The following is a 19694-nucleotide window of genomic DNA, read 5'->3' as shown; positions in this document are numbered from 1 at the left end:
TCGACGGCTCAGCGCGTGATGCCGGGCGATTGGGTGGGGCTGGGCGGGTCTATCGCTCGTTCCTGGGTCAGCGCTCCGCTGACCCGCTCCAAGGGCGGCGCGGGTTCGCTCAGGTCGACTTTCGCTAGATAACCGGGCGTCTTTCCAACGATAAAAATTTGTCCGTCGTGAAGCACTGCGCGATCGAATTTTTCGATTCGGTCGATGCCCGCGTTTTTCGCGGCCAGAACGGCATAAGCGACTTGATCGTCGCTGATTTTCTCGGGGAGTTGGTCTCGGATGCGCGTATAGAGCGCATGGTAGGGGTGCCCGACTTGATCGAGCAGTGGTTCTTCGCCGCTCCAAGAGCTCGACCCGGCTTTCGGTATTTGGCCGGGTTCGATCGGTTTCCCCGGCGCGGTGGGATGCGCGCGCTCGAGCTCTTTCAGGCTCCCGATCAACTCTCGCGGCGTCTCGAAAACGCCGTATTCGGTGGCGTCGATGCTTTCGCCGGTGACGCGGCTGGCGACGTCGCTGGCCCAAGAGGCGCAGGTGTAGGTATAGCCCCAAGCGACGTTTTGTTTCAGCTCGCTTTCCAACGCCGCGACCTGTTCGGCGGTCAAGTCGTAATAACGGCTCTGAGTGGCTTGGCGTCCGGCCTCCAGGCCTGTGCGTATGTCGGAGCCCGCGCCGTTGCTGAGCCCTCTGCGCTCGATCATGCCGTGATCGTCGGGCCAAAGCCCGTAGTACTCCGTGCGGCCGTCGCGGGCGACCGATATCCAGGCGTGCCCGTCTACGAATTGGTCGAAACTGCCCTCGGTGTTTGGGTCCACCCAACTGTGGATCCCCAACACGGCCTTGTCGTCCATGACGCAACCTCCTACATCGTCAAGAGTTGTTCTCTATCGGCATGTACGACGACCACCTTCTCGCCGCGATAGGGCAGGCGCACTTCCGCCATCCCATCGGCGGTGAGCGGGCGAACGTGTTCGGCCATGACGGCGCAGTCGGTACGGATTCGGCATCTTCCGATCACCACTCGCAGCGTTCCGGCCTGCGTTTGGTAGTCCACGCCCGGGGAAAAGAACATGCTTTCCAGTGGGACGCGATAGATGAGGCTCAATTGCCCGTCTGCCAGAACGCTCGCCGAAATCGGCTGCACCGACGCTTCGGAGTAATGCGGTTTCATGCGGTCTCCCGCGCAAGCGGCAAGTGGAAGAGCAGCAACGAGAAGGCTGAACGCTCGCATCGCGCGCATGGTGGGACTTCCCGCGACCGGATGGGTGGTCGGTAAGTCGTTTATAGGCAAGCTCGCGAAATCGTGTCAACGCGCCGATTTGCGATTGGATGCATTGGCTGTGCGCTGGCGGCACAGGTTCTTCAGTGGATCGCCGGTAATGCGACAACGGTCATGATCGACATCGCGCGCGAGTGCCCGGCCGAACAACAAACAGACCGAGTTGGCGCCTCGACAGACCGGCGCGAAAGAGCGCGAAGGTTCGAGCGAAGGCGCTCCTTGCGGAAGGAGCGTGTGGTCGCGGTTGCTATGAGAGGAAGCGGCCTTGACGACGATTCGCGATGCGGAGACGAACAGGAACGTTGTGCTGAAGATGGGTTTCTTGTGCGCCGCGGCTAGCTTTCGTTCTCCAGCGCATATCGCTCCGCCGCCTTCTGCAGCAACGCGACCGCGCGAGCGATCCACTTGCGCGCGAGCTTGAGGTCGGTCGTCGCCTCCGAACTCATCGACCCGCGCACCGACTTCTTCATCGACTCGACGATCAGCCGCGCATGGGTCCGCTGCTTCGCGTCGATCACCAGTTTGAGGCGCACGCGCACCTGCGCGTCTTTGTACAGCGCCGCGTCGGCGGACTTGCCGCGGGCCAGCGCGGTCTCGGCGTTCTCCAGTAGGAGCGCCGCGTCCATGCGCGGCGCCGATTGCATCAGTGCGGCGACGAATTTGTTCATCTGCACGGCGCCCGCGCCGCTTTCGATTCCCGACTCGGCGAAGGTCTCGCCGCGATAGCGCAGGGCGATGCGCACGGTGGCTTCGTCGGCGGCGCGTTCGAGCCGGCGTTTTTCCGCGATCAAGGCCTTGGGCAGGGCGGTGCCGGCGGCTTCCAGCGCGCGGATCTTGCGGTACAGCGCGCTCTGCGTCTGCGGCAGTTCGCGCCGCGCGATCGCGAATCCATTCTTGACGGACGGCTGGGCCATGGCGCGCTTCCGTGGACGGTGCGCGCAGCTTACCCGCGGACGCGGTCCGACGCGCGGATTCGGCCGCCCCGCGCGATCTCCGGCGCGAACCGGCTCAGGTCCGCTCGGCCAGGAACATGTACGCGGCCAGCAGTCCGAGCAGCGGGATCAGGTTCAACACCAGCGCCGGCACCGCCACGGTCCGGCGTTCGCTGCGGAACAGCGCGACGATGGCGAGCAGGCTGCCGAACAGCCAGCTCGCGGCGCTGTAGAGGATCGCCTTGCCGGTGCAGTGCAGGCTCCAGGTGCCGCACTGGCTGTCGGGGGTGAGGCCGAACACGATCAGCCACGCCAGCGCGGGGCCGAGCAGCAGCGCGAACCACGCCAGCGCGCCGAACAGGCGGCCGCCGCCGGGCGCGTCGTCGGCGATGTCGGCGCCGGGAGGAGAGAGGCCGTAACCCGCGCGACGGTCAACGGCCATAGCGGCGGCCTGCGCGGTCGGCGGTGTCGGGGCGTCCGCGCAGAACGCGCGGGGCGGTGGGATTGCGTCCTTTCATATCGATCTCCGGCCGGTATCGATGCGCGCACGATGCCGCATCGCCCGGCAGCGCCGCGTGACGGCCCGGTGGGCGGCGCGCGGCGCGGTGGCTTGCCAAGGGGTAACGCTTTCGCCGCGGAAAAACGGCCGCGGGCGCGTCGCGTGAAGTTTAGCGCTCGCCGCTGCGCGATGCGTGCGCGCGCCGCGAAACGGCGAACGCCGCGGACGGGCCGCGGCGTTCGGGGAATCCCTGCCGGCGCAGCGCGCGCCGCAACGGCGAGCGCGCGGGCGAAGCCGGGCGCGTGTGGCTCAGACTTCCAGCGTCGCCAGATCGCCCTTGGTTTCCAGCCACGTCTTGCGGTCGCTGGCGCGCTTCTTCGCCAGCAGCATGTCCATCAGCGACACGGTCTGGGCATTGTCGTCGACGGTGAGCTGGACCAGGCGGCGGGTGTCGGGGTGGATGGTCGATTCGCGCAACTGCGAGGCGTTCATCTCGCCCAGGCCCTTGAAGCGGGTGACGTTGATCGCGCCGCTCAGGCCCTTCTTGCGGTCGCCCTTCTCGCGCTCGATCTTCTCCAGCAGGATGCGCTTTTCCTCTTCGTCGAGCGCGTAGAACACCTGCTTGCCCACGTCGACGCGGAACAGCGGCGGCATCGCCACGAAGATGTGGCCGGCCGCGACCAGCGAGGGGAAGTGGCGCAGGAACAGCGCGCTGAGCAAGGTGGCGATGTGCAGGCCGTCGGAGTCGGCGTCGGCGAGGATCACGATCTTGCCGTAGCGCAGGCCGCTGATGTCTTCCTTGCCCGGGTCGCAACCGATAGCCACCGCCAAGTCGTGCACTTCCTGCGAGCCGAGCACGCTGCCGGAGGCGACTTCCCAGGTGTTGAGGATCTTGCCGCGCAGCGGCAGGATCGCCTGGAAGTCCTTGTCGCGCGCTTGCCGCGCGCTGCCGCCGGCCGAGTCGCCTTCCACCAGGAACAGCTCGGTGCGCGAGAGGTCCTGCGAGGTGCAGTCGGCGAGCTTGCCGGGCAGGGCCGGGCCTTGGGTGATCTTCTTGCGGACGATCTGCTTTTCGGTCTTGAGCCGCGCGCTGGCGCGTTCGATCGCCAGCTGCGCGATCTTCTCGCCCAGTTCGGTGTGCTGGTTGAGCCACAGCGAGAACGCGTCGTGCGCGGCACCCTCGACGAAGCCGGCGGCCTGACGCGAGGACAAGCGCTCCTTGGTCTGGCCGCTGAACTGCGGGTCGGTCATCTTGATGCTGAGCACGAAGGCGACCCGGTCCCACACGTCTTCCGGCGCCAGCTTGACGCCGCGCGGCAGCAGGTTGCGGAAGTCGCAGAACTCGCGCAGCGCGTCGGTGAAGCCGGTGCGCAGGCCGTTGACGTGGGTGCCATGCTGCGCGGTCGGAATCAGGTTGACGTAGCTCTCTTGAGTCAACTCGCCGTCCGGCGCCCAGGCCACCGCCCAGTCGACCACTTCGGTGTCTTTCTTGAGCTGGCCGACGAACAGGTCCGGCGGCAGCAACTCGCGCTGCGGCTGGCCTTCGCGCAGTTCGCCCGAGAGGTAATCGCGCAGGCCGTCTTCGTAGTACCACTCCAGACGCTCGCCGGTGGCCTCGTCGAACAGCTTGACGTTGAGGCCCGGGCACAGCACCGCCTTGGCGCGCAGCACGTGCTTGATCGCGCGCAGGCTGAACTTCGGGGTGTCGAAATACTTCGGGTCGGGCCAGAAGCGCACGCGGGTGCCGGTGTTCTTCTTGCCGACGCTGCCGACGATCTCCAGCGGACTGGCGCGGTCGCCGTCCTTGAAGGCCATGCGGTATTCGTTGCCTTCGCGCTTGATGTAGACGTCGACGTGCTTGGACAGCGCGTTGACCACGCTCACGCCGACGCCGTGCAGGCCGCCGGAGAAGGTGTAGTTCTTGTTGCTGAACTTACCGCCGGCGTGCAGGCGGGTCAGGATCAGCTCGACGCCGGGCACCTTCTCTTCCGGGTGGATGTCCACCGGCATGCCGCGGCCGTCGTCGCCGACCTCGCAACTGCCGTCGGCGTAGAGGGTGACCTCGATGCTGCGGGCATGGCCGGCCAGGGCTTCGTCGACCGCGTTGTCGATGACTTCCTGGGCCAGATGGTTCGGCCGCGCGGTGTCGGTGTACATGCCGGGCCGGCGCTTGACCGGGTCCAGGCCGGAGAGGACTTCGATGTCTGCGGCGTTGTAGCGACTGCTCATGAAACCTGCATCAGTAGTAAGGAGTGGCGTCCGGGCGGCGCATGCGCGCCAGCGGGGCGGCGACGGCGGCCATCTTGCCATCGGCGGGTGACGGCGGCGCATCGGTGGGCGCGGTGCAGGCCGACCGGGCGCGGGGCGCAGCGAGCATGGCGACCGGGGGCGGCCGGGTCAAGCCGCGCGGGGCCGAACCGCGGCGCCGCGCCCGGGCCCGCCGCGAACCGGCCGACATTCACGCCCGCCGCCGTCTCGCCGGTTGCGACGCGCGGCACGACGCGCCTGCGGCCGCCGCCGCGACCGTCGGCAAGCGCGGCCCGCGCCACGCCGCCGGATTGATCTGGCGCAAGCCGCGCCCCGATCCGCACTGCCATCCTCCCCGGCGTTTTCGATTCTTCATTCCCACCCCACGCCACAGGAGGGCTCCGTGTCCGCCCAGGACCAGTACTACGACCTGCAGCAGAGCTACGGCCGCTGCCTCATCCGCAAGGGCTTCATCGAACGCTTCTACGAAATCTTCATGGCCAGCCATCCCGACGTGGCGCCGATGTTCGCGCGCACCGATTTCCAGAAGCAGCGGCTGGCCCTGCGCCGCGGCATCAGCGTGGCGATCTTCTACGCGGCCGGCAGCGCGGTGGTGAAGCGCACCAGCGAGCAGATGGCCGACGTGCACGCGCGCGCCGGGCGCACGCCGGTGCGGCCGGAGCTGTATCCGTATTGGATCGACAGCCTGCTGACCGCGGTGCGCGAGTTCGACGATCAGGCCGACGACGCGTTGCTGGCGCGTTGGCGCCGGGCGATGCAGGCGGTCACCGAGATGTTCGGCGGGCGCTACTGAGCGCGCCGCCGACGGTCCGCCGCGATTGAAAAACCGGCCTGTCGCCCCCATCCCGTGTACCGTCTACCGCTCCCGTGCGACCCGCGCGGCCGGTCGTTCAGCCCCTGGCGAGGCGGCCGGGGCTAGGGTTCGCGGCGTCGCGGCACGGACGCCCCGGCCCGCCCGCGGACCGGGCGCCCGCTCCGGTTCCGGTCATTCCACTTTTTGGAGGTATGCCATGAAGATCCGCAAGCTGCTGCTCCCCGCCGCCGTCGCCGCGGCCCTGGCCGTGCTGATCGCGCCGAGCGCGTTCGCTCAGCAGGATCCGCAGGCCGACAAGAAGGCCGAGGAGGCCAAGAAGGCCGAAGACGCGAAGAAGGCCGAGGCCAAGAAGAAGGCCGACGCCGAGAAGCGGCAGAAGTCCGGCGACCGCGGCGTCGAGCCGGAGGAAGAGGGCAACAAGTAACGCCGCCGCTCCGAACGCCGCGCTCCAGCTTTCGCGATTCCACGCCCCGGCCCGTGCCGGGGCGTTTTCGTTGCGGCCGGCGCTGCGGCTAGGATGACGGCTGTTTCCGCGGAGATCGCGATGCGCCGTGCCGCCGCCTGGATCTGCCTCGCCCTGGCCTCGCTGCTCGGCCTGCCCGCGGCCGCGCGCGAGCCGCGCTACACGGTGCTGCGGGTGGATACGCGGACACAGCAGTTGGCGCTGTTCCTCGGCGACGAGCGCGGCCGCGCGTTCCATCGTTTCAAAACGCTGGACGCGTGGCTGCAAGCGCGCGGGCGGCGGCTGCGGTTGGCGATGAACGCCGGCATGTTCGAACCGGATTATTCGCCGGTCGGCCTGTTCGTCGCGGACGGGCGCGAACGGGCGCCGCTGAACCTGCGCGACGGCGCCGGCAATTTCTACCTCAAGCCCAATGGCGTGTTCTTGCTCGACCGCGACGGCAAGCCGCGCGTGATCGAAGCCGCGCGCTATCCCGAGTTCGCCGGCGGCGCGCGGTTGGCGACGCAGTCCGGCCCGCTGCTGCTCGAAGGCGGGCGCGTGCATCCGGCCTTGGACCCGGACTCGCGTTCGCGCCATCTGCGCAACGGCATCGGCGTGAAGGGCGACGAAGTGATCTGGGCGATCAGCGACGACAAGGTCAGCCTGTACGAATTCGCCCGCTATTTCCGCGACGAACTCGGCTGCCGCGACGCGCTGTACCTCGACGGCACGCTGTCGTCGCTGTACGCGCCGGAGTTGAAGCGCGCCGACCGGCGCGGCAAGCTCGGGCCGATCCTGGCGGTGACCGAACCGTCGAAGTGATTTCCGCCCACGGCGGCGCCGGGCGCCGCGACAGGAGTGCGTCATGGCCATCCGCATCGTTCGACTCGGCACTGCGCGCGGCAAAGGCGAAGGCTTGCGCATCGGCACCGTGCGGCGGCCGCCGCGCGGCGTGCCGAAATCGGAATTCGCCAAGCGCGATTGGTACGACGTGTGGTTTCCGACCTTGGCGCCGAGCCTGGAAACGATGAAGCAGGCGCTGGCCGCGGACACGCCGGCGCAGTGGAACGCGTTCGTGCGCAAGTACAAGGCCGAGATGAAAGGGCACGATGCGCAGCATGCGTTGGACTTGCTCGCCGCGATGTCGCGCGACAGCGATTTCTCGGTCGGTTGTTATTGCGAGGACGAAGCGCATTGCCATCGCTCGATCCTGCGCGAGTTGCTGGCGCAGAAGGGCGCGACGCTGGCGTGACCTGCGCGGCCCCGGGCGTAGGAGCGGCGTAAGCCGCGCCCCCCCCGAAGCCCGGCCCACCCAAGCGCCGCAGCTCCGCGAGACGCCGAACACCGTCCGCCGCCGTTGCCGCGGGCCACGGCGCTCTTCCGGCCCGGATAAAACCCCGGCATCCGAGGCCGCCGGGCTCCGGTCCATCGCGGCTTACGCCGCTCCTACCGCGAACGGCGGCCACCGCCGCCGCGCGCCCGATGGTGCATCGCACCGACCCGCCCGAAATCGCGAAAACCCTTGCGGCGCAAGGCTTCGCGCGCCGATGCCCAGGCCGGCGCCGGTGTCAAGCAGTCGCGAGTTCACACGTCAGCCTGTAAACTGCGGCTTTCCAGCGGCTGCAAAATCCATGACTCCCCTGATCTTCGTCACCGGCGGCGTGGTGTCCTCGCTTGGCAAGGGCATCGCGGCGGCCTCGTTGGCGGCCATCCTCGAAGCGCGCGGTCTGCGCGTGACGATGATGAAGCTCGACCCCTACATCAACGTCGACCCGGGCACCATGAGCCCGTTCCAGCACGGCGAGGTCTACGTCACCGACGACGGCGCCGAGACCGACCTCGACCTGGGTCACTACGAGCGCTACCTGCGCACGCGGCTGAGCCGCAAGAACTCGATCACCACCGGCCGGATCTACGAGAACGTGATCCGCAAGGAACGCCGCGGCGATTACCTCGGCGGCACCGTGCAGGTGATCCCGCACATCACCGACGAAATCAAGCGCCTGATCGTGGAAGCCACCGAAGGCTTCGACGTGGCCCTGGTCGAGGTCGGCGGCACCGTCGGCGACATCGAATCGCTGCCGTTCCTGGAAGCGATCCGCCAACTGCGCACCGAGCGCGGCCCCGAGCACGCCTTGTTCATGCACCTCACCCTGGTGCCGTTCATCGCCGCCGCGGGCGAGCTCAAGACCAAGCCGACCCAGCACTCGGTGAAGGAACTGCGCTCCATCGGCATCCAGCCCGACGTGCTGCTGTGCCGCAGCGAGCAGCCGCTGCCCGACAGCGAGCGCCGCAAGATCGCGCTGTTCACCAACGTCCCGGAAAAAGCGGTCATTTCGGCCGTCGACCTGGACAACATCTACAAGCTGCCGCAGTGGTTCCACGAGCAGGGCCTGGACGCCATCGTCCTCGACCGCCTGCGCATCCAGGCCGGTCCGGCCGATTTGGGCGAGTGGAACGAAGTCGTCGACGCCACCACCCATCCGGTGGACGAGGTGACCATCGCCGTGGTCGGCAAGTACATCGACCACCAGGACGCGTACAAGTCGCTGGCCGAGGCGCTCAAGCACGGCGGCCTGCGCCAGCGCACCAAGGTCGCGCTGAAGTGGCTGGAATCCAGCGAAGTCGAGCGCAGCGGCGTGGACGCGCTGGCCGGCGTCGACGGCATCCTGGTGCCCGGCGGCTTCGGCGACCGCGGCTTCGAGGGCAAGGTGGCCACGGCCAAGTACGCCCGCGAGAACAAAGTCCCGTACTTCGGCATCTGCTACGGCATGCAGGCGGCGGTGGTGGATTACGCCCGCCACGTGGTCGGCCTGGACGGCGCCAACAGCACCGAGAACGACAAGCACAACCCGCATCCGGTGATCGGCCTGATCACCGAATGGCGCACCGCCACCGGCGAAGTCGAGCGCCGCAACGAAGCCAGCGACCTCGGCGGCACCATGCGCCTGGGCCTGCAGGACCAGCGGATCAAGCCCGGCACCCTGGCGCGCGAGCTGTACGGCAAGGACGTGGTCGGCGAGCGTCACCGCCACCGCTACGAGTTCAACAACCGCTACCGCACCCAGCTGGAAGACGCCGGCCTGGTGATCTCGGCCAAGTCGATGGACGACTTGCTGGTGGAAATGGTCGAGCTGCCGCGCGCCCAGCACCCGTGGTTCCTGGCCTGCCAGGCGCACCCGGAATTCCTGTCCACGCCGCGCGACGGCCACCCGCTGTTCATCGGCTTCGTGCGCGCCGCGCGCGAGGCCAAGGCCGGCGGCAAGTTGCTGCGCGAGGTCAAGAGTTGAATTCCGCTCCGCCCGGCTCGTCCGATCCGGCGGAGACCGCGCAGGCCGTCGCGCCTTCGGGACGGCCCGCGCGCAACGATGTGCGCGGCGCGGGCAAGTGGCTGATGCTGCTCGCGCTGGGCGTGCTGATGGCCGGGCTCGTGGCTTACAAGCTGATCGTCGGCGATGGCCTGGACGGTTACGGCATGGTGTTTTTCCCGCTGGCGCTGGTGGTCTCCTGCATCGCCGCGCCGCTGGGGCTGATCGGAGCGGCGATGTGGCTGATCGGCCTGGCGCGTTCGCGCGGCGGCGGCGAGCGGCGATGAGCCGCGCGCTTGTAACGGCCGCCGCCGGCGCCCATTGCATGGCTGTCAGACGAAGACGTCCCCGCGCAGGCACGACCGCGCACTCATGAACTTAGGAAGCGAGCGATGAAACTCTGCGGCTTTGAGGTCGGTCTGGACCGACCGTTTTTCCTGATCGCCGGCCCCTGCGTGATCGAATCGATGCAGTTGCAGCTCGATGTCGCCGGCCAGCTCAAGGAAATCACCTCGGCGCTGGGCATCCCCTTCATCTTCAAGTCCAGCTTCGACAAGGCCAACCGCACCTCGGCGACGAGCTTCCGCGGCCCGGGCCTGGAAGAGGGCTTGAAGGTGCTGGCCGAGGTCAAGCGCCAGATCGGCGTGCCGGTGCTGACCGACGTGCACGAATACACCCCGATGAACGAAGTCGCCGCCGTCGTCGACGTGCTGCAGACCCCGGCCTTCCTGTGCCGGCAGACCGACTTCATCCAGAACGTGGCGCGCGCCGGCAAGCCGGTGAACATCAAGAAGGGCCAGTTCCTTTCGCCCTGGGAGATGAAGCACGTCACCGCCAAGGCCAAGGCCACCGGCAACGAGCAGATCATGGCCTGCGAGCGCGGCGCCAGCTTCGGCTACAACAACCTCGTCAGCGACATGCGCTCGCTGAGCGTGATGCGCGACACCGGTTGCCCGGTCGTGTTCGACGCCACCCATTCGGTGCAGCTGCCCGGCGGCATGGACGGCAAGTCCGGCGGCCAGCGCGAGTTCGTGCCGGTGCTGGCGCGCGCGGCGATCGCGGTCGGCGTGTCGGGCGTGTTCATGGAAACCCACCCCAAGCCCGAGGAAGCGCTGTCCGACGGCCCCAACGCGGTGCCGCTGCCGAAGATGCGCGGCCTGCTGGAGACCCTGGTCGAGCTCGACCGGATCACCAAGAAGAACGGGTTCTTGGAGCAAGACTTCTGATGCCCGACCCGGCGCGGCCCGAGCCCGCCACGGCCCCGGTTCGCGCCGGGGCCGAATCGTCCGGTTTTTCCCGCCGCCGCCGCGCGCGGCTTCGCGCCTGAGCCGGCGGCGATGGCCTTTTCCGAGCCCGACCGCCAGCGCCTGCTCGCCCTCAAGGGCGTCGGCGAAACCGTGATCGCGCGCCTGGAGCAGGCGGGCTACGGCTCGCTGAACGACCTCGCCGCGGCCGACCCGGCGCGCATCTGCGCCGAAGTCGCCGGTATGCTGCGCGCCAGTTGCTGGGGCAACAGCCCGCAGGCGCGCGCCGCGATCTCGGCTATCGTTGACCTGGCCCGGTCTTCGCCCCCTCCTTCTTCCTACCCTCGCTGATTCCTTCCGACATGACCACGATCACCCAGATCCACGCCCGCGAAATCCTCGACAGCCGAGGCAACCCGACCCTGGAAGCCGAAGTGACCCTGGCCGACGGCAGCTTCGGCCGCGCCATGGTCCCCTCCGGCGCCTCCACCGGCAGCAAGGAAGCCGTGGAACTGCGCGACGGCGACAAGACCCGCTACCTCGGCAAGGGCGTGCGCAAGGCGGTGGAGAACGTCAACACCACCATCGCCCAGGCGCTCAAGGGCCTGGACGCGACCGATCAGGCCGCGCTGGACAAGCGCATGATCGACCTCGACGGCACCGAGAACAAAGGCCGCTTGGGCGCCAACGCGCTGCTCGGCGTTTCGCTGGCCAACGCCCACGCCGTGGCCGCCTCGAAAAAGCTGCCGCTGTGGAAGTACCTGGCCGGCGACCGCGCCCCTGTGCTGCCGGTGCCGATGATGAACATCATCAACGGCGGCGCGCATGCCGACAACAACGTCGACCTGCAGGAATTCATGATCCTGCCGGTCGGCGTGACCAGCTTCGCCGAGGCGCTGCGCGCCGGCGCCGAGGTGTTCCACGCGCTCAAGTCGGTGCTCAAGGGCCGCGGCCTGAGCACCGCGGTCGGCGACGAGGGCGGCTTCGCCCCCGACCTGCGCAGCAACGAGGAAGCGCTGGAAACCATCCTGGAAGCGATCGGCAAGGCCGGCTACAAGGCCGGCGAGGACATCCTGCTGGGCCTGGACGTCGCCTCCACCGAGTTCTACGACAACGGCAAGTACCACCTCGTCGGCGAAGGCAAGCGCCTGACCAGCGAGCAGTTCGTCGATTTCCTCGCCAACTGGGCCGCGCAGTACCCGATCATCACCATCGAAGACGGCATGGCCGAGGACGATTGGTCGGGCTGGAAGCTGCTGACCGAGAAGATCGGCAACAAGGTGCAGCTGGTCGGCGACGACCTGTTCGTCACCAACCCGAAGATCTTCGCCGAAGGCATCGACAAGCACGTCGCCAACGCGATCCTGATCAAGGTCAACCAGATCGGCACCCTGACCGAAACCCTGGAAGCCATCGCCATGGCCGACCGCGCCAAGTACGCGGCGGTGGTCTCGCACCGTTCGGGCGAAACCGAGGACACCACGATCGCCGACATCTCGGTCGCCACCACCGCGACCCAGATCAAGACCGGCTCGCTGTGCCGCAGCGACCGCGTGGCCAAGTACAACCAGCTGCTGCGGATCGAAGAGCAGCTCGGCTCGGCCACGCGTTACGCCGGCCGCGACGCGTTCGTCTCGCTGCGCCGCTAAGGCGCGGCCGACGCATCCGGCATGGCGGAGACCTCGCGCAAGGCGTGGCTGGGCGTGGTGGCGCTGGCGCTGCTGGCGCTGCTCGCGTTCCTGCAGTATCGGCTGTGGTGGGCCGGCGGCGGCGGGGGCGGCAGCGTCGCCGCGCTGCAGGCCCAGGTCGACGGGCAGACCCGCGAGAACCAGGGTCTGCACCAGCGCAACGCCGCGCTCGCCGCCGAGGTCGAGGACCTCAAGTCCGGCGAGGCCGCGGTGGAAGAGCGCGCGCGCAGCGAGCTGGGCATGATCAAGCCCGGCGAGACCTTCTACCGCGTGGTCGAAGCCAAGCCGCAGGCGCCGGGGCCGAACGCCGCGGCCGCGGTCAGCGCGGTGCAGAACGGCACCGCCGCCGGGCAGAACCCGGGCGACGACGAGTCTTCGCTGGAAGAGCAGGTCGACGAACCGCCGACCGAGGTGCCGCCGTCGGCGCCGGAGCCGCATCCGATGCCGGCGCCGGTGCAGCATTGAGCGCCGCCGCGTCGCCGCGTGGTTCGACCGCGCGGGGCGGCGGCGTTCTTGTCCGCGCCGCTCGCGGCCGCGTTAATAGCGAAAACGCCGTCGTTCCGGCGAACGTCGGAACCCAAGTTGCTTTTGCCGTAGCGCCCGCCGTCGGCGACGATACGCGCCCCGACTCCCGCGCCAAGACCGACGCCATTCCATGATCTGGGCCGTACTCCCCGCCGCCGGCCGCGGCCAACGCTTCGGCGGCGACATTCCGAAGCAATACCTCGGCATCGCCGGCAAGCCGCTGATCGAGCACGCGCTGACCGCGCTGCTCGCGCATCCGCGCGTGGCCGGGGCGATGGTCGCGCTGTCGGCCGGCGACGAACTGTGGCCGGGCTGGAACGAACTGCTCGGCAAGCCGGTGCTGCGTTGCATCGGCGGCGGCGAACGCGCCGACTCGGTGCTGGCGGCGCTGCGCGCGCTGCCGGCGCAGGTCGGCGACGACGCCCTGGTGCTGGTCCACGACGCCGCCCGCCCGAACCTGCGCGGCGAGGACATCGGCCGCCTGATCGCCGCCGCCGAGGCCGCGCCCGACGGCGCCATCCTCGGCGCGCCGCTGCGCGACACGCTCAAGCGCGCCGGCCGCGGCCGCATCGTCGGCACCGAACCGCGCGACGGCCTGTGGCGCGCGTTCACCCCGCAAGCCTTCCGCCGCGGCGCGCTGACCGCTGCGCTCGCCGACGCCGCCCGCGCCGGCGTGAGCGTCACCGACGAAGCCTCGGCGATGGAACGCCTCGGCGTCCAACCGTGGCTGGTCGAAGGCCGCGAGGACAATCTCAAGGTCACCACGCCGGCGGATTTGGCGCTGGCGGAGTATTTGATCGGCAAGGGCTGAAGAACGAACCCGCTCCGCCCATCACTCCCAGTTCCCGCTCCTCCGTTCCCGCGTCTAGTTCCCGCCCCTCATTCCCCGCTTCGACCAACACCGGACCCCATGAACATCCGCATAGGCCAGGGCTACGACGTCCACGCATTCGGCCCCGGCGACCACGTCGTCCTCGGCGGCGTGCGCGTGCCGCACGAACGCGGCGTGATCGCGCATTCCGACGGCGACGTGGTGTTGCACGCGCTGTGCGACGCGATGCTCGGCGCGTTGGCGATGGGCGACATCGGCCAGCATTTCCCGCCCAGCGACGAGCGTTGGCGCGGCGCGGACAGCCGCGCGTTCGTGCGCCATTGCAACGAACTGATCGCCCAGCGCGGCTACAAAGTCGGCAATTGCGACGTCACCGTGGTGTGCGAGCGGCCCAAGGTCGGCCCGCATGCGCCGGCGATGCGCGAATGCATCGCCGCGGATCTCGGCATCGCGGTCGATGCGGTCAGCGTCAAGGCGACCACGTCGGAGAAGCTCGGCTTCACCGGCCGCGGCGAGGGCATCGCGGCGATGGCCGTGTGCCTGTTGGTCGGCGCATGAGCGGCGATCCGAACGGCGCCGGCGAGCTGCCGCGCGCGCACGGCGCGCCGGCGCTGAGCGCGCGCATCCGCAGCGCGCCGGAGGATTTCCGGGTCGAGGAACTGCCGTCCTTCGCCGCCAGCGGCAGCGGCGAGCATCTGCTGCTGACCGTGGAAAAGCGCGGCATGAACACCGCCTTCGCGGCCAAGCGTCTGGCGCAATGGGCCGGCGTGGGCGAGGTCGCGATCGGCTACGCCGGGCTCAAGGACCGCCACGCGGTGACCGTGCAGCGCTTCACCGTGCATCTGCCCAAGCGCGTGGCGCCGGACTTGGCTGCGCTGGAAAGCGACGACTTGCGCGTGCTCGAACACCATTGGCACGCGAAGAAACTGCCGCGCGGCGCGCTGGCCGGCAATCGCTTCGTCCTGCGCCTGCGCGAGGTCGAAGGCGAGCGCGACGCGATCGAGGCGCGGCTGCAAGCGATCGCCGCGCAGGGCGTGCCCAACTACTTCGGCGAGCAGCGCTTCGGCCGCGACGGCGACAACGTCGCCAATGCGCGGGCGATGTTCGCCGGCCGCCGCGTGCGTCGCGAACAGCGCAGCCTGCTGCTGTCGGCGGCGCGTTCGGAATTGTTCAACCGCGCCCTGGCCGCGCGCGTGCGCGACGGCAGCTGGAGCGGTCTGCGCGACGGCGCCGGGCTCGACGGCGAAGTGTGGTCGCTGTCGGGCAGCCGCAGCGTGTTCGGGCCGGAGCCGTGGAGCGAGGCCTTGGCCGAGCGTCTGGCGCGCTCGGACATCCATCCCAGCGGCCCGTTGTGGGGCCGCGGCGAATTGCGCAGCGACGGCGCGGTGCGCGCGCTGGAACTGGCCGCGCTGGACGGCGAGGAAGCGCTGGCTTTGCGCGCCGGTCTGGAAGCGGCCGGCATGGACCAAGAACGCCGCGCGCTGCGCTTGCGCGCCGAGCAACTGCAATGGCGCTGGCTCGACGACGGCGCGCTCGAAGTCGGTTTCGTGCTGCCGGCCGGCGCTTACGCCACGGTCGTGCTGGCCGAGATCGGCCGGATCGACGGCGCGCGCTGACGGCGCGCGTTCGCTTCGCGCGCGGCGCCTCGCTGGGCCGTGCGTCCCCGCCGCGAATCCGGCGCCAATCCGGCGCCAATCCGGCTCGAACCCAGCGCGATTCCAGCGCGATTCCAGCGCGATTCCAGCGCGATTCCGCCGCCGCGCGCAGCCGCGCCGGCGCCCGTCCCCGCGAGCGCACGATTGGCTCCCCCCGCGCGACCGCTCGTCGGTTGGCAAGCCGCGGCACTGGCCCGCCGCCGCCGCCGGCGTATAAGCCGGAAGCGACAGCCGGCAGGGGCCGGCTGCGCCCGCCTCGCCGCGGGCCATCACGTCAGGGAGCCGAAGTCATGAACGCTTTGCGCACCGCCGTCCTGTCGTTGTCCGTCTGCGTCCTCGCCGCCTGCGCCGGGCAGCAGACCAAGAGCGCTTACGCCGCACCGTCCGATCCGTCGCAACCGGCGACGCTGTCCAAGCACCAAGTGGACGGCATGAGCCGCGACGCCGCCTACGTGTCGGCGGTCGAACGCCTGGCCTTGCGCCGCGGCATCGAAGTGAAGTGGGTCAATCCGCCGGATCGGCGCCGTCTGGCCGATACCGAGCAGCGTTGATCGAAGCGCGCGGGCGGGGCGTCGGGCGCCGAGCTCAACGCCGCCGCTGCGGCCGCGCCAGCAACACCAGCACCGCGCCGGTGCCGCCTTGCGCGCTCGGCGCGGAGTGGAACGCCAGCACGTCCGCGCGCTGGCGCAGCATGCGGTCGACCAGATTCTTGAGCACCGGCAGGCCGCGGCTGTCGAGGAAATCGTTGCCGCCGCCGCGGCCCTTGCCGTGGATGACGCGCACGCAGCCGACTTCGTGCTGGCGCGCGTCGTTGAGGAAGGCGCGCAGCAGCGCTTCGGCCTCGCGCACGGGGCTGCCGTGCAGGTCCAGTTCCTCTTGCGCCGAAATCTCGCCGCGGCGCAGCCGCGCGAACACGTTCGGCGGCAGTTCGTCGCGGCGGTAGCTCAGCGCGTCGCCGGCTTCCAGCAATTGCTCTTCGAGCGCGTGGCGGAATTCGTCGCGCGCCTGCGCCTCGTCGCGCTCGGCCATGCGCGGACGCGGCTTCGGCTTCGGCGCGGCCGGCGGCAGCGCGGCTTCGGGCAGGCGGCGGACTTCGCCGACGGCGGCGCGGAACAGGGCCGCGTCGTCGTCGCCGGCGTCGTCGGGGCGGTCGGGCTGGGACGTCATGGCGACAGGATAATCGCCGCGCGCGCCCGGCGCCGCCGCGCTCGCCGCAAAGGCGGCGCGGCGAACGCGGGGCGGTGGAATAGAAAGCCCCGGCCCATCCTTGGGACCTGCGGCCCGTCGGTATCGGGCCGTCACCGGGGAAACACGGTGGGTTCGATCGCCACGGATCGAAAAGCGCGGCACGCGCTGCGATGTCCCCTCGCGCCGTCGGCGCGCATTCGAGGGTGCCGCGAACGTCTAGTTCATCACGCTTCTCGCGGTGGGCGAGGGTGGGCCTGTCAAAACTGACAGGGCGCTTCGGGCGGTGGGGCGCGTCGTAGGGTGGGGTAGGGCGAACGGCAGTGGGTTCCGGCTTTCGCCGGAATGACGGGTGGGGTGGAAGACGGGTGGGGTGGGTACGAGTCGGGTGCGCGGCGGTTTTCGCCGCGGCGACGGTACGTGCCGGATTCCGAAGGTTGCCGCGACGACAGCGGCGAACGCGCGCCGCACGCGTTGGCGACGCGGCGAGCCGCGCACGATCGAATCGGCAGATTAAGCAAAGCGCCGCCACCGCCGGGCCCGCTGCTTCGACGCTTGCAGCGCGTCGTGCCGGGCGCCGCGCGTGCGCCGCGACCGCTCACGCGCCGCTTACAGCGCGATCAACCCCAACGCCACCGCGCGCGCGCAGGCCGCGCGCCGGCCCTTGACCCCGAGCTTGCGCGCCACCTGCTGCAGGTGGAAGTTCACCGTGCGCTCGCTGATCTGCAGGATCATCGAGATCTCCCACGAGGTCTTGCCGATCGCCGACCAGCGCAGCACCTCGCATTCGCGCTCGCTGAGCTTGGGCGCGTGGCGCGGGCGGCGCAGCAGCCGGTCCATCGCCGCGTGCATGCAACTGACGAAGTACACCGCCTCGCCCAAGGTCGGCACCAGATCGCGCGGATCGGCCAACGCGTTGACGGTGAAGGTGGTGAACGACCACTGCGTGCCCGGCGACCAACTCGGCACGGTGATGCCGCCGTGCAGGCCGAATTCGCCGGCCTGCATCAGCGTGCGGCGGCCGATCTGGTAGAGCTGCGGACGCGGTTCCCAGGTGGTGCGCCCGCGCGAATTCCACGCCACGGCGGGCAGGCCTTCGCGCGAGAGGGTGATGCGCGGGTCGCTGCGCTCGGCGTTGGGCGCGGCCAGAGCCGGGTAGGTCTTCGACCAATCGCTGTCGAAGTCCTCGAAGAACACGAAATCCGAGCCGCCGGGCAGCGGTTCGCGCAGCTTGGTCGCGTAACCGTGATTGTGGAAGCCCACGGCGCGGGAGTAGGCGCCGGTCGCGGATTTGACCTCGTCCAGCGAAGCGGCGCGCATCACCCGGTCGATATGGTCCCAATACTCCATGTGTGAGTCGAACACCTGCGTTCCGGCGGGTCGCAGTCATCATACATACGCTCGCCGCGCCGCGGCGGCCGGGCGCCGCGCGGGAAGGGCGCCGCCCTATCGGGTATCATCCGGGGCTCCCCCAGCTCAGTCTTTCCGTCAGCGGAGTCTCATGCGCGTATTGGTCAGCAACGACGACGGCGTCGACGCGCCCGGCATCCGCATCCTCGCCCAAGGGCTGCGCGAAGCCGGTCACGAGGTGCTGGTGGTCGCTCCCGACCGCGACCGTTCCGGCGCGAGCAACTCGCTGACCCTGGACATGCCGGTGCGGGTCGCCCGCCTCGACGAGACCACCTGGCGGGTCCACGGCACGCCGACGGACTGCGTGCACGTGGCGCTGAGCGGGATGCTGGACGTGGAGCCCGACATCGTCGTCTCCGGCATCAACACCACCGCCAACATGGGCGACGACGTGATCTATTCGGGCACGGTCGCCGCGGCGATGGAAGGCCGCTTCCTCGGTCTGCCGGCGGTGGCGATGTCGCTGGCCGCGGCCGATCACGACGGCCGCCATTACCAAACCGCGGCGCGCGCGGCGGTGGAGATCATCGCCCGCCTACGCACCGATCCGCTGCCGGCCGACACCATCCTCAACGTCAACGTGCCCGATCTGGCGTGGGACGAGGTGGCCGGCTTCGAGGTCACCCGCCTGGGCAACCGCCACCGCGCCGAGGCCTGCATTCCGCAGACCGATCCGCGCGGCCGCGACTGGTGGTGGATCGGCCCCGCCGGCGCCGAGGCCGACGCCGGCCCGGGCACCGATTTCCATGCCGTGCGCACCGGCAATATTTCGATCACGCCGATTCATGTCGATCTGACCCGCTATCAGGCGCTGGAGCAGGTCGCCAGTTGGGTCGGCGGACTGGCCGCCTCGCTCGACGCGCCGGCTTCGGGGAGCGCCGCATGATCCAACGCATGCGTCTGCAACCCGAAGCCATCGGCAGCGGCCTGACCTCGCAGCGCGTGCGCGACCGCCTGGTCGAGCGCCTGCGCGAGGCCGGCATCCGCGACGAGCGCGTGCTCAACGCGATCCGCACCGTGCCGCGCCATTTGTTCGTCGACGAAGCGCTGGCGATGCGCGCCTACGAAGACACCGCGCTGCCGATCGGCCACGGCCAGACCATTTCCCAGCCGTGGGTGGTGGCGCGCATGACCGAGGCGCTGTTCGAGGACGGCGTGCCGGGCAAGGTGCTGGAGATCGGCACCGGCTCGGGCTATCAGGCCGCGATCCTGGCCGCGCTGGGGCTGGAAGTGCACACCGTCGAACGCATCGGCGAACTGCTGCGCACCGCGCGCAAGCGCTTCCGCCAGCTCGGCCTCAACGTGCGCAGCAAGCACGACGACGGCCGCATCGGCTGGCCCGAGAACGGCCCGTTCGACGCGATCATCGTCACCGCCGCCGCGCCGGCGCTGGTCGATGCGCTGACCGATCAACTCGCGCCCAACGGCACCTTGATCGCGCCGGTCGGCGCGGCCTCCTCGCAATCGCTGCTCAAGCTGCGCAAGGACGCGGACGGCAACATCAGCCAAACCACGCTGGCGCCGGTGGTGTTCGTGCCGCTGCTGTCGGGCATGATCGACTGACTTTCCCCGGGCGGCCTCGCGGCCGCAGCCGACGACTCTCCGAGAGCCGACCT

At 69.6% G+C, this 19694-nt stretch carries 22 protein-coding genes and 1 pseudogene; 16 read left to right on the top strand and 7 right to left on the bottom strand.

Annotated features, from left to right (window positions below):
• Window positions 1-8: 8 nt before the first annotated feature.
• The 5 genes from J5226_RS22340 to parE form a co-directional block, all read right to left on the bottom strand.
• Window positions 9-848: a hypothetical protein gene (locus tag J5226_RS22340; RefSeq protein ID WP_215837134.1), complete on the bottom strand. Its 840-nt coding sequence runs from the start codon at window positions 846-848 to the stop codon at window positions 9-11.
• Between the two features lie 11 nt (window positions 849-859).
• Complete coding sequence (locus tag J5226_RS22335) at window positions 860-1168, bottom strand: hypothetical protein (RefSeq protein ID WP_215837133.1); 309 nt, start codon at window positions 1166-1168, stop codon at window positions 860-862.
• 443 nt (window positions 1169-1611) lie between these two features.
• Window positions 1612-2190, bottom strand: a complete 579-nt coding sequence (locus tag J5226_RS22330; RefSeq protein ID WP_215837132.1) for a hypothetical protein — start codon at window positions 2188-2190, stop codon at window positions 1612-1614.
• A 94-nt stretch (window positions 2191-2284) separates the two neighbouring features.
• Window positions 2285-2650, bottom strand: coding sequence for a hypothetical protein (locus J5226_RS22325; RefSeq protein WP_215837131.1), 366 nt, complete (start codon window positions 2648-2650; stop codon window positions 2285-2287).
• 366 nt (window positions 2651-3016) lie between these two features.
• Complete coding sequence (gene parE / locus J5226_RS22320; RefSeq protein WP_215837130.1) at window positions 3017-4936, bottom strand: DNA topoisomerase IV subunit B; 1920 nt, start codon at window positions 4934-4936, stop codon at window positions 3017-3019.
• Between the two features lie 421 nt (window positions 4937-5357).
• On the opposite strand from parE, the gene J5226_RS22315 reads away from it, so the two are divergent.
• The 14 genes and pseudogenes from J5226_RS22315 (at window position 5358) to J5226_RS22250 (ending at window position 16034) form a co-directional block, all read left to right on the top strand.
• Window positions 5358-5768: a globin gene (locus J5226_RS22315; protein ID WP_215837129.1), complete on the top strand. Its 411-nt coding sequence runs from the start codon at window positions 5358-5360 to the stop codon at window positions 5766-5768.
• A 217-nt stretch (window positions 5769-5985) separates the two neighbouring features.
• On the top strand, window positions 5986-6213 hold the full coding sequence (locus J5226_RS22310) for a hypothetical protein (protein WP_215837128.1): 228 nt from the start codon (window positions 5986-5988) through the stop codon (window positions 6211-6213).
• Window positions 6214-6333: 120 nt separating this feature from the next.
• Window positions 6334-7053 (top strand): phosphodiester glycosidase family protein, encoded by a 720-nt coding sequence (locus tag J5226_RS22305; protein ID WP_215837127.1) that lies wholly within the window; start codon window positions 6334-6336, stop codon window positions 7051-7053.
• A gap of 43 nt (window positions 7054-7096) precedes the next feature.
• The gene (locus J5226_RS22300; protein ID WP_215837126.1) at window positions 7097-7483 is read left to right on the top strand and encodes a DUF488 family protein; all 387 of its coding nucleotides are present in this window, start codon (window positions 7097-7099) and stop codon (window positions 7481-7483) included.
• A gap of 379 nt (window positions 7484-7862) precedes the next feature.
• Window positions 7863-9521 carry a CTP synthase gene (locus tag J5226_RS22295; protein ID WP_215837123.1) on the top strand — a complete coding sequence of 553 codons (1659 nt, stop codon included), beginning with the start codon at window positions 7863-7865 and terminating at the stop codon, window positions 9519-9521.
• On the top strand, window positions 9518-9826 hold the full coding sequence (locus tag J5226_RS22290; protein WP_215837121.1) for a hypothetical protein: 309 nt from the start codon (window positions 9518-9520) through the stop codon (window positions 9824-9826). Before J5226_RS22295 ends, J5226_RS22290 begins: the two co-directional genes overlap by 4 nt.
• A 105-nt stretch (window positions 9827-9931) precedes the next feature.
• Window positions 9932-10765, top strand: coding sequence for a 3-deoxy-8-phosphooctulonate synthase (gene kdsA / locus J5226_RS22285; RefSeq protein WP_215837119.1), 834 nt, complete (start codon window positions 9932-9934; stop codon window positions 10763-10765).
• Window positions 10766-10876: 111 nt separating this feature from the next.
• Complete coding sequence (locus J5226_RS22280) at window positions 10877-11134, top strand: helix-hairpin-helix domain-containing protein (RefSeq protein ID WP_215837116.1); 258 nt, start codon at window positions 10877-10879, stop codon at window positions 11132-11134.
• Window positions 11135-11145: 11 nt separating this feature from the next.
• Window positions 11146-12432 (top strand): phosphopyruvate hydratase, encoded by a 1287-nt coding sequence (eno, locus tag J5226_RS22275; RefSeq protein ID WP_215837114.1) that lies wholly within the window; start codon window positions 11146-11148, stop codon window positions 12430-12432.
• A gap of 21 nt (window positions 12433-12453) precedes the next feature.
• Window positions 12454-12780: pseudogene (gene ftsB, locus J5226_RS22270) on the top strand (cell division protein FtsB); the annotation flags it as partial.
• A 346-nt stretch (window positions 12781-13126) separates the two neighbouring features.
• The gene (ispD, locus tag J5226_RS22265) at window positions 13127-13807 is read left to right on the top strand and encodes a 2-C-methyl-D-erythritol 4-phosphate cytidylyltransferase (RefSeq protein WP_215837109.1); all 681 of its coding nucleotides are present in this window, start codon (window positions 13127-13129) and stop codon (window positions 13805-13807) included.
• A gap of 99 nt (window positions 13808-13906) precedes the next feature.
• Window positions 13907-14386 (top strand): 2-C-methyl-D-erythritol 2,4-cyclodiphosphate synthase, encoded by a 480-nt coding sequence (ispF, locus tag J5226_RS22260; protein WP_215837107.1) that lies wholly within the window; start codon window positions 13907-13909, stop codon window positions 14384-14386.
• A complete protein-coding gene (gene truD / locus J5226_RS22255; RefSeq protein ID WP_215837105.1) occupies window positions 14383-15444 on the top strand; it encodes a tRNA pseudouridine(13) synthase TruD in 1062 nt (353 codons plus the stop codon). Before ispF ends, truD begins: the two co-directional genes overlap by 4 nt.
• 329 nt (window positions 15445-15773) lie before the next feature.
• Complete coding sequence (locus tag J5226_RS22250) at window positions 15774-16034, top strand: hypothetical protein (RefSeq protein WP_215837103.1); 261 nt, start codon at window positions 15774-15776, stop codon at window positions 16032-16034.
• 34 nt (window positions 16035-16068) lie between these two features.
• On the opposite strand, the gene J5226_RS22245 is transcribed toward J5226_RS22250, so the two are convergent.
• The gene (locus J5226_RS22245) at window positions 16069-16650 is read right to left on the bottom strand and encodes a Smr/MutS family protein (protein WP_215837101.1); all 582 of its coding nucleotides are present in this window, start codon (window positions 16648-16650) and stop codon (window positions 16069-16071) included.
• Window positions 16651-17277: 627 nt separating this feature from the next.
• On the bottom strand, window positions 17278-18033 hold the full coding sequence (locus J5226_RS25575; protein WP_304414067.1) for a LuxR C-terminal-related transcriptional regulator: 756 nt from the start codon (window positions 18031-18033) through the stop codon (window positions 17278-17280).
• A gap of 136 nt (window positions 18034-18169) precedes the next feature.
• On the opposite strand from J5226_RS25575, the gene surE reads away from it, so the two are divergent.
• Together surE and J5226_RS22230 are read left to right on the top strand one after the other, a co-directional pair.
• Complete coding sequence (surE, locus tag J5226_RS22235; protein ID WP_215837099.1) at window positions 18170-18964, top strand: 5'/3'-nucleotidase SurE; 795 nt, start codon at window positions 18170-18172, stop codon at window positions 18962-18964.
• Window positions 18961-19641, top strand: a complete 681-nt coding sequence (locus tag J5226_RS22230) for a protein-L-isoaspartate(D-aspartate) O-methyltransferase (RefSeq protein WP_215837097.1) — start codon at window positions 18961-18963, stop codon at window positions 19639-19641. The genes surE and J5226_RS22230 overlap by 4 nt, the downstream gene beginning before the upstream one ends.
• Window positions 19642-19694 lie beyond the last annotated feature (53 nt).

Source organism: Lysobacter sp. K5869 (assembly GCF_018847975.1).
Classification (GTDB): domain Bacteria; phylum Pseudomonadota; class Gammaproteobacteria; order Xanthomonadales; family Xanthomonadaceae; genus Lysobacter.
The sequence above is the reverse complement of the archived record's forward strand: the minus strand, read 5'-3'. Positions and strand labels throughout refer to the sequence as shown.

Excerpts from the sequence above, each read along its gene's own strand:
- J5226_RS22340 (WP_215837134.1), bottom strand. The coding sequence starts at position 848 with ATGGACGACAAGGCCGTGTTGGGGATCCACAGTTGGGTGGACCCAAAC.
- J5226_RS22335 (WP_215837133.1), bottom strand. The coding sequence starts at position 1,168 with ATGAAACCGCATTACTCCGAAGCGTCGGTGCAGCCGATTTCGGCGAGC.
- J5226_RS22330 (WP_215837132.1), bottom strand. The coding sequence starts at position 2,190 with ATGGCCCAGCCGTCCGTCAAGAATGGATTCGCGATCGCGCGGCGCGAA.
- J5226_RS22325 (WP_215837131.1), bottom strand. The coding sequence starts at position 2,650 with ATGGCCGTTGACCGTCGCGCGGGTTACGGCCTCTCTCCTCCCGGCGCC.
- parE (WP_215837130.1), bottom strand. The coding sequence starts at position 4,936 with ATGAGCAGTCGCTACAACGCCGCAGACATCGAAGTCCTCTCCGGCCTG.
- J5226_RS22310 (WP_215837128.1), top strand. The coding sequence starts at position 5,986 with ATGAAGATCCGCAAGCTGCTGCTCCCCGCCGCCGTCGCCGCGGCCCTG.
- J5226_RS22305 (WP_215837127.1), top strand. The coding sequence starts at position 6,334 with ATGCGCCGTGCCGCCGCCTGGATCTGCCTCGCCCTGGCCTCGCTGCTC.
- J5226_RS22300 (WP_215837126.1), top strand. The coding sequence starts at position 7,097 with ATGGCCATCCGCATCGTTCGACTCGGCACTGCGCGCGGCAAAGGCGAA.
- J5226_RS22295 (WP_215837123.1), top strand. The coding sequence starts at position 7,863 with ATGACTCCCCTGATCTTCGTCACCGGCGGCGTGGTGTCCTCGCTTGGC.
- kdsA (WP_215837119.1), top strand. The coding sequence starts at position 9,932 with ATGAAACTCTGCGGCTTTGAGGTCGGTCTGGACCGACCGTTTTTCCTG.
- J5226_RS22280 (WP_215837116.1), top strand. The coding sequence starts at position 10,877 with ATGGCCTTTTCCGAGCCCGACCGCCAGCGCCTGCTCGCCCTCAAGGGC.
- eno (WP_215837114.1), top strand. The coding sequence starts at position 11,146 with ATGACCACGATCACCCAGATCCACGCCCGCGAAATCCTCGACAGCCGA.
- ispD (WP_215837109.1), top strand. The coding sequence starts at position 13,127 with ATGATCTGGGCCGTACTCCCCGCCGCCGGCCGCGGCCAACGCTTCGGC.
- ispF (WP_215837107.1), top strand. The coding sequence starts at position 13,907 with ATGAACATCCGCATAGGCCAGGGCTACGACGTCCACGCATTCGGCCCC.
- truD (WP_215837105.1), top strand. The coding sequence starts at position 14,383 with ATGAGCGGCGATCCGAACGGCGCCGGCGAGCTGCCGCGCGCGCACGGC.
- J5226_RS22250 (WP_215837103.1), top strand. The coding sequence starts at position 15,774 with ATGAACGCTTTGCGCACCGCCGTCCTGTCGTTGTCCGTCTGCGTCCTC.
- J5226_RS22245 (WP_215837101.1), bottom strand. The coding sequence starts at position 16,650 with ATGACGTCCCAGCCCGACCGCCCCGACGACGCCGGCGACGACGACGCG.
- surE (WP_215837099.1), top strand. The coding sequence starts at position 18,170 with ATGCGCGTATTGGTCAGCAACGACGACGGCGTCGACGCGCCCGGCATC.
- J5226_RS22230 (WP_215837097.1), top strand. The coding sequence starts at position 18,961 with ATGATCCAACGCATGCGTCTGCAACCCGAAGCCATCGGCAGCGGCCTG.